General features: G+C 71.9%; 8 protein-coding genes, 1 tRNA gene and 1 pseudogene. 6 read left to right on the plus strand and 4 right to left on the minus strand.

Features of this window, described 5'->3' with window-relative positions; all coding sequences use genetic code 11:
• Positions 1-54: 54 nt before the first annotated feature.
• Together BLS43_RS09190 and BLS43_RS09195 are read right to left on the minus strand one after the other, a co-directional pair.
• Positions 55-669, minus strand: a complete 615-nt coding sequence (locus BLS43_RS09190; protein WP_093080251.1) for a response regulator transcription factor — start codon at positions 667-669, stop codon at positions 55-57.
• Positions 666-1,817, minus strand: coding sequence for a sensor histidine kinase (locus BLS43_RS09195; RefSeq protein WP_093080256.1), 1,152 nt, complete (start codon positions 1,815-1,817; stop codon positions 666-668). Before BLS43_RS09195 ends, BLS43_RS09190 begins: the two co-directional genes overlap by 4 nt.
• Before the next feature lie 113 nt (positions 1,818-1,930).
• On the opposite strand from BLS43_RS09195, the gene BLS43_RS09200 reads away from it, so the two are divergent.
• Together BLS43_RS09200 and BLS43_RS09205 are read left to right on the plus strand one after the other, a co-directional pair.
• Positions 1,931-2,824 carry an ABC transporter ATP-binding protein gene (locus BLS43_RS09200; RefSeq protein ID WP_093080261.1) on the plus strand — a complete coding sequence of 298 codons (894 nt, stop codon included), beginning with the start codon at positions 1,931-1,933 and terminating at the stop codon, positions 2,822-2,824.
• Between the two features lies 1 nt (position 2,825).
• Complete coding sequence (locus BLS43_RS09205; protein ID WP_093080266.1) at positions 2,826-3,539, plus strand: ABC transporter permease; 714 nt, start codon at positions 2,826-2,828, stop codon at positions 3,537-3,539.
• An 88-nt stretch (positions 3,540-3,627) separates the two neighbouring features.
• Here BLS43_RS09205 and dcd read toward each other — a convergent pair whose 3' ends face one another.
• Complete coding sequence (gene dcd / locus BLS43_RS09210) at positions 3,628-4,197, minus strand: dCTP deaminase (RefSeq protein ID WP_093080271.1); 570 nt, start codon at positions 4,195-4,197, stop codon at positions 3,628-3,630.
• 81 nt (positions 4,198-4,278) lie between these two features.
• On the opposite strand from dcd, the gene BLS43_RS09215 reads away from it, so the two are divergent.
• The 3 genes from BLS43_RS09215 to BLS43_RS09225 all read left to right on the plus strand — a co-directional run bounded on the left by BLS43_RS09215 (position 4,279) and on the right by BLS43_RS09225 (position 5,639).
• Positions 4,279-4,349 (plus strand) — tRNA-Gly (locus tag BLS43_RS09215).
• Positions 4,350-4,627: 278 nt separating this feature from the next.
• Positions 4,628-5,017, plus strand: coding sequence for a hypothetical protein (locus BLS43_RS09220; RefSeq protein WP_143029986.1), 390 nt, complete (start codon positions 4,628-4,630; stop codon positions 5,015-5,017).
• Between the two features lie 58 nt (positions 5,018-5,075).
• Entirely contained in the window at positions 5,076-5,639 is a 564-nt protein-coding gene (locus BLS43_RS09225; RefSeq protein ID WP_093080280.1) for a TetR/AcrR family transcriptional regulator, read from the plus strand.
• A gap of 28 nt (positions 5,640-5,667) precedes the next feature.
• Here BLS43_RS09225 and BLS43_RS09230 read toward each other — a convergent pair whose 3' ends face one another.
• Positions 5,668-6,555, minus strand: coding sequence for a GNAT family N-acetyltransferase (locus BLS43_RS09230; protein WP_093080284.1), 888 nt, complete (start codon positions 6,553-6,555; stop codon positions 5,668-5,670).
• Between the two features lie 287 nt (positions 6,556-6,842).
• Here BLS43_RS09230 and BLS43_RS29910 point away from each other — a divergent pair.
• Positions 6,843-7,189, plus strand: a pseudogene (locus BLS43_RS29910) (hypothetical protein); the annotation flags it as partial.

A 7,189-nucleotide genomic window follows, 5' to 3' on the forward strand; every position in this document is an offset into this window, starting at 1 on the left:
CGGCGCGGGGGACTCGCGGGGCGGTGGTGGGGTCGGAGGAGTGGGTTGGCCCGGTCAGATCCAGCCGTGGTCTCTCGCCTGCTCCACCGCCTCCGCGCGCGTCGCGGTGCCGAGCTTCTGCATGGCGGCGGAGAGGTAGTTGCGGACGGTGCCCGCGGAGAGGTGCACCTTCGCCGCGATGTCGGCCGCGGTACCGGCGGGACCGGCCGCGTCGACCGCGCGGAGCACCTCCAGCTCGCGGTCGGTCAGCGGGCAGTCCTCGGTGGTCAGGGCCGTCATCGCGAGGTCGTTGTCGACGTACCGGCCGCCGCCGTGCACCCGTCGGATCACGTCGGCGAGCTGTGTCGCCGGTGCGCTCTTCGTGACGAACCCGGCCGCCCCCGCCGCCAGCGCCCGGCGCAGCACTCCGGGCCGGGCGTGCCGGGTGAGGATGATGCACCGCACCTCGGGTGCGTTGGCCTTGACCCACTGGGCGACCTCGGCGCCGTCTCGACCCGGCATCTCGACGTCCAGGACCGCGACGTCCGGCCGATGCTCGGCGATCGCCGCCACGGCCTCGTCCCCGTCGCCCGCCTCCGCGACGACGGTCAGGTCGGACTCCAGACCGAGCAGCGCACCGACCGCCCCACGGGTGAGCGACTCGTCGTCCGCCAGGACCAGCCGGATCATCCGAGCACCGCCTCGAGTCGGAACGTCCCGCCGTCGCGGCCCGCCTGCAGCCGTCCCGAGTGCTCCTCGAGGTACCGGGTCAGCCCGACGAGCCCGGTGCCGGTCCCGTCGCTGTCCCAGCCGTCCCCGCCGACCCCGTCGTTGCACAGCACGAGGCTGTTCGGGGTGATCTCGATGCTGCAGTGGCTGGGTTGGGCGTGGCGCAGCACGTTCGTCATCCCCTCGCGCAGCACCCGGCCGAGCACGTTGCGACCCTCCTCCGGCACGAGTGACGGGTCACCGGTGACCTGCAGGACGATCCCCGCCGACCCGAGCACGGCGCGCGCACCCGCCAGCTCCGCGGCGAGATCGGTGTCCCGCCCGCTCCGGACCAGGGCCCTGACCTCGGTCAACGACTCGCGTGCCACCCGTTGGACCTCTTCCATCTCCGCCCGGGCGCGCACCGGGTCGACCTCCTGCAGCCGCGCCGCCAGCTCGCTCTTGAACGCGACGACCTCGAGCGCGTGGCCGAGGATGTCGTGCAGGTCGTCCGCCAGGCGCAGGCGCTCGCGGGTCGTCGCCAGCTGGGCGGCGGTGCGGCGCGAGTCGTCGAGGTCGGTGACGGCCTTGAGCCACCAGAGCCGCTCGACGTCGAGGATCCAGAAGGAACCCACGTACACCGCGGTCAGGATCGCGGCCGTGACCTGCTGGGCGATGACCAGCGGCGAGTCGACGTAGCTCGCGGCCTGGAACGCGAGCGCCGCGGACACCACCACCGCCACCGCCACCCAGAGCAGCGCGAACCGTGCCCGGAGCCCGGCGACGATGTCCCCCAGCAGGATCCCGCCGATGATCGCCCACATCCAGCCCGTCGGGCTCGACGCGGCACCGACCCAGACCAGCGCGAGCCCGACCAGGGACGTCACGACCGCGTACCAGGCGGGCGCGACCGTGCCGAGCACCCGGATGTGCTGGCGGATCCGCCACACGTGCAGCACCAGCGCAGCCACGAACAGCACGGCCAACACGGCGACCGCGCCCGGCGGGTCCCAACCGGGCAGCAGCGCGAAGGCCGGCACGAAGAGGAACGACAGGGTCGTCCAGATCAGCCCGATCCGGCCGAACCGGCGCGCCGCGCGCAGGCGCTTCTCCTCCGGCGTCAGGACCACACGGACCAACGTAGCCGCATGACAGCTGTCATCCCGGCACCGTGTCGGCGTCAGCCGGACCCGTGACTCGGCGTCCTACCGGGCGGCCCACCCGGAACGGCACCGTGGTGAGCATGACGGAGACGGCAGTGCGGACCGACCTCGCGATCGGCGTGCGTGACCTCCGGGTCCGGTACGGCGACTTCGAGGCCGTGCGAGGGGTGGACCTGGAGGTGCGGCGCGGCGAGGTGTTCGCGCTGCTCGGCACGAACGGGGCGGGCAAGACGACGACCCTCGAGGTGCTGGAGGGCTTCCGCGCCCGCAGCAGCGGGGACGTCTCGGTGCTGGGGCTCGACCCCGGCCGCGAGCGGCACGCCCTGCGGGAGCGGATGGGGATCCAGCTCCAGGAGGGCGGGTTCGTCGAGGAGCTGACGGTCGGGGAGACCCTGGAGCTGTGGGGACAGCTCTCGCCGCGCACGGACCGGGTGGCCCGGCTGCTGGAGCGCTTCGACCTCGCACACCGCACCGACGTCCGCGTCTCCGCCCTGTCCGGCGGCGAGAAGCGGCGCCTCGACCTGGCGACCGCGGTCTGGGGCTCCCCCGAGCTCGTCGTGCTCGACGAGCCGACGACCGGGCTGGACCCGGCCGCTCGCCGCCGGACGTGGGACGCGATCCAGGAGCTCCAGGACGGCGGGCGCACCGTCATCCTGACCACGCACTACCTGGAGGAGGCCGAGGCGCTGGCCGACCGTGTGGCGATCATGCACGAGGGCCGGGTCGTGGTCGCGGGCTCCCTGTCGGAGATCCTCGCCAGCAGACCCGCCTCCTTCTCGGCGACCCTGCCCGCCGGCGTCACGCCCCCGCCCGGGATCGACGGCCCGGACGTGTTGGTCCACACCGACGACCTGCAGCGCGACCTGACGGCGTTCCTCGGCTGGGCCGCGGACCTCGGGGTCACGCTGAGCGACCTGCGGGCCGCGCCCGCGTCGCTCGCCGACATCTACCTGTCGATCCGGACGGAGAGCTGACATGGACCGCGTCCTCGCGCTCACCCGCAGCGAGCTGCGGACGATCTTCCGCAACAAGACCGTGCTGATCTCGACGCTGGCGATCCCGCTCGGCATGGGCGTCTTCTTCGCGTTGACCGGCTTCGGCGAGGGTTCCGGCGCGAACGTGATCGCCATGCAGCTCGTGATGGTGCTCGGGCTGGGCATCTACGTCACGGCGACGCAGACGCTGGTCGCCCGCCGCCAGAGCCTCGTCCTGAAGCGGCTGCGGACCAGCGGGATCTCCGACGGGGGCCTGCTGGTCGCGACCATCGCGCCGGCCGCGGTGCTCGCGCTGGTCCAGATGGTGCTGTTCGTCGGCGTGGACATGGCGTTCGGGCTGCCGGTGCCGACGTCTCCGCTCGCGATCGTCCTCGCCGTCGTCGGCGGGGTGGCGCTGGTGGTCACGGCCGCACTCGCGACGTCGATCGTCACGCCCACCGCCGAGCGCGCCCAGATCACCACGCTGCCGCTGTTCTTCGTGATGGTCGGCGCGGCCGTGGTCCTGTCGTTCCTGCCGCTCGACGGCATGGCGATCATGGTCAACCTCGTGCCGGGGGCGGCGCTGGGCAGCCTGTCGAACGTGGCGTTCGGCGGCAGCGCGTTCTCGCTGGTGCAGGTCGCGGCGCTGGTGCTGTGGCCCGCGGTGTTCGCGACGTACGCCCGGCGGAACTTCCGCTGGGAAGCCCGGACCTGATCGACGTATCAGCGAGCGGCGCGGACCGCTCCACCTGATCGGACTTCGCGGCGCGAGGGTTTCTGGGGAGCAGCCCTCGCGCCGCCTGCTACTTCCGCTGGAAGTTCAGGTACGCCTTGCTGGGCGTGGGGCCGCGCTGGCCCTGGTACTTCGACCCGACGCCGTCGCTGCCGTAGGGCCGCTCGGCCGGGCTGGAGAGCCGGAAGAGACACAGCTGCCCGATCTTCATCCCCGGCCACAGGGTGATCGGCAGGTTGGCCACGTTGGACAGCTCCAAGGTGATGTGGCCGGTGAAGCCGGGGTCGATGAACCCGGCGGTGGAGTGGGTGAGCAGGCCGAGCCTGCCGAGGCTGGACTTGCCCTCCAGCCGCCCGGCCAGGTCGTCCGGCAGGGAGACCTGCTCGAAGGTGCTGCCGAGCACGAACTCGCCGGGGTGCAACACGAAGTTGTCGCCCTCGCCGACCTCGACCGGGCTGGTCAGCTCGTCCTGCTGCAGCGCCGGGTCGATGTGGGTGTACTTGGAGTTCTGGAAGACCCGGAAGAAGCGGTCCAACCGCACGTCGATGCTCGACGGCTGGAGCATCGCCTCGTCCCACGGCTCCAGCCCGAGACGCCCGGAGTCGATCTCCTTGCGCAGGTCGCGGTCCGAGAGCAGCACGCGTGTGACCCTAGGACATGCCCCGGTCGGGGAGGTCGGGGGAGGCCCGCAGCGGGGATGCTAGAGTCCATCCCACGCACTGCGGATGTAGTTCAATGGTAGAACATCAGCTTCCCAAGCTGAATACGCGGGTTCGATTCCCGTCATCCGCTCTCATAGCGAAGGCCCAGCTCAGACGGTGTCCACACCGGAGCTGGGCCTTCGTCGTTTCTTGATCGACATCGCCGGCGTGCCCTCTACGCGTCCGCCCGGGTCCGACCTTCGCGATCTTGTGGCGCACCCGGGCCCAGGAGCCGCTCGACCTCCTCGTCCTGGGCTCTCGGCCTGGAAGTCCAGTGCAGCCGCGGGACCGGCCTGCGCGGCCGGCCCGGAGCGCCGGGCTCATGTGCCGCGGTTGAGCGGTGAGCGGGCGGTCGCTACTATTGACTGCATGGTCAATAGTAGCGCCGGCGTGTCACGCCGAGAGATCGGGCTGGTCACGTGGCTCATCGCGGTCTACGTCGTGGCCGCCGTGGCGACCGTCGGTGTGCTGGTGGCGTTGACGGTCCTCGCGCCGGCTCAGGCGACGAACGAGGCCTGGGGGCACGCCGTTGTCGTCGCGGTGTTCGCGGCCCTGCTGCACATGCGATGGCGTGCCGCGAAGCGGGGGAACGCCCGAGCCCGCACGGCCACGGGAGTCATCGCGGCCGTCCTGGTGGTGGTGAACATCGTCGAGGCGGCCGTGCCGGGGTTCTTCCCGCCGTGGATGCGGGTGGAGATGCTCGCGATGGCGGCCCTCATGGTGGCGGTCGCGCTGCTCATCCTGGGCAGGCGGCGGTGAGTGCGAGGTGGTGACCCGCCGAGTTCGACTGACCTCGGCGGAGCGGCGCGAACAGCTGATGGCGGCCACGGTCCAGACACTCGCGGTCCGCGGCTTCCACGCGACGACGGCCGACGAGATCGTCCGGCTGGCCGGGACGTCCAAGGGTCTGCTCTGGCACTACTTCGCCGACCTCGACGAGCTGTTCGAGGAGACCGCGCGTCGCACCCTCGGGCTGCTCACCGAGGCCGTGGCGAGCAGCATCGATCTCCGGGCGCCCGCGCCGGCGGTGATCAGGGCTGCGGTCCGCGCCGCCGCAGCCCTGCGCCTGACGCACGGGCCCGAGCGCCGTGCGATGCGCGAGATCGTCCAGAACCTCAGACGGGCTGACGGCGAGCTCCGCTTCACCCAGCGGGACCTCGACGACCTCTACACCGCGCAGGAGGCCATCGTCCGGCGCGGCCAGTCCGACGGTGACTTCCGGGACGACGTCGACCCCCGGCTGTTCGCCGTCACCTACCAGGGCGCGGTCGACAGCATGCTGGACCATCTCGACGCCAACCCGGACCTCGATCCCGAACGCAGCGCGCGAGTCGTCGCCGACATCCTGATCAGCGGCGTCGCCACCGGCCGGGGCGGCTGACGGGCCGTCGAACCCACTCGTCCCCGGTTCACAGCTCGATCGACCACTCGCGGGCCGTCTCCGTCAGCCGGACGAAGCCGGTGCCCTCCAGCAACCCGAGCATCGCGACGTCCTCCGGAGCGGCGTAGGCCAGGAGACGGTCGACGCGCGCGAGATGCAGCCACTCCGCGGCCTCGGCGATCAGCCGGCGCCCCACGCCCGTCCGTCGGTGCTCCGGCGCCACCACCAGGTTGCCGATGTCGGCCCATGTCCCGGAGACCCGCCCGACTCCCGCGATGGCGGTGTCGACCTCGATGTACCCGACGCTCACGTCCCCGAGTCGGGCCGTGAGCCGGGTGCCGCTGACCCCGAGCGTCCGGTCCACGCGGTACCGCCGGGGATCCGCAGTGCGCCGCAGATCCTTGACCGCGCCGAGCAGCACGATCTCGTGTCTCTCACCACGCACGAACCCGAGGTCCTCGACCAGGCCCCGCACGTGCGGCCACTGCTCCGGAAGGCCGTAGACACCGGGACCCGGCAGCGTGCCGTCGACTCGCACGCGGCGAACGCCCCACCGCCGCATGGTCGCCAGAGCCGCTTCCGCCACCACCCGCCCGGTCGCGGCGGAGTCCGGCCGGAAGAGCAACCATCGGATCTCGCCGACGCCGCGCAAGGCCTGGCCCACGTGCTCGCCCGACCCGTAGCGCACGAGGTACGCAGCGGCGGTGATCCGGCCGCGGCGCTCGACGGCGAGCATCACCCGGTCCTCGACCCACGGTTCCACGAGGAACTCGCCCGGCTCGTTCTCCAGCTGACTCAGCACGGCGTTCACCGAGATGGCCAGGCCCGGCACGACGGCCTGGGCGTGGGCGTTGACGAGATGGGTGAGCTGATCGCGGTCGCTCCGACGACACAACCGCACACCATCGGTGGCCATACGCACTCCCGCACTCGACGCGTCCCAGGAACCCGCCACCGGTGCGGTACCGCGCCAACCTAGCGCGGCCGGGCCCGTGCGGTCGAGATCGTGGGCTCAGCTCGGCCGGGGCGATGCGCTGCTCGGGCCCGCGTCGAGACGTGGGCGCAGTAGCCGCTCCCTCAGTGCATGCTCCGCCGCGCGGCTCCAGCACGCACAACTCATGCACTCACGGCAGGACGTGACGACTGCTCCTGTTCTTCGAACATATGTTCGCTTTGTGTCGATTGAGCTGCTATGATGACTGCATGACCGCGACTCTCGCAGACCCTTCGACGGCGACACGTGTCGTGCCGTCGCGGGACGAGCGGGCCGCAGGGTTCGGGCGGATCGAGCGGCTGGTCGCATTGCGGAACCGGATCGACGCCGAGATCGCCGAGGAGGTGCGGGCGGCGGCGCAGCGGGAGGTCGAGGCCCGCCTGGAGGAGGCGCTCGCCGATCCCGAGCGGGTCGAGGCGAGCATCGTCGGGCAGCTCGGGTTCGCCCTGCGGGTCTCGCCCACCCGGGCGCGCACCCAGTTGCGGCTCGCCCGCGATCTGCACGCCGGGTTGGACAAGGTGCGGGAGGCGTTCTCCGCGGGGGAGCTCGACGAGCG

Origin of the sequence: Pseudonocardia oroxyli, from assembly GCF_900102195.1 — a bacterium.
Classification (GTDB): domain Bacteria; phylum Actinomycetota; class Actinomycetes; order Mycobacteriales; family Pseudonocardiaceae; genus Pseudonocardia; species Pseudonocardia oroxyli.

What these genes read in the sequence shown, in the direction of transcription:
- BLS43_RS09190 (WP_093080251.1), bottom strand. Translation starts at nt 669, where the DNA reads ATGATCCGGCTGGTCCTGGCGGACGACGAGTCGCTCACCCGTGGGGCG.
- BLS43_RS09200 (WP_093080261.1), top strand. Translation starts at nt 1,931, where the DNA reads ATGACGGAGACGGCAGTGCGGACCGACCTCGCGATCGGCGTGCGTGAC.
- BLS43_RS09205 (WP_093080266.1), top strand. Translation starts at nt 2,826, where the DNA reads ATGGACCGCGTCCTCGCGCTCACCCGCAGCGAGCTGCGGACGATCTTC.
- BLS43_RS09225 (WP_093080280.1), top strand. Translation starts at nt 5,076, where the DNA reads ATGGCGGCCACGGTCCAGACACTCGCGGTCCGCGGCTTCCACGCGACG.
- BLS43_RS09220 (WP_143029986.1), top strand. Translation starts at nt 4,628, where the DNA reads ATGGTCAATAGTAGCGCCGGCGTGTCACGCCGAGAGATCGGGCTGGTC.
- BLS43_RS09230 (WP_093080284.1), bottom strand. Translation starts at nt 6,555, where the DNA reads ATGGCCACCGATGGTGTGCGGTTGTGTCGTCGGAGCGACCGCGATCAG.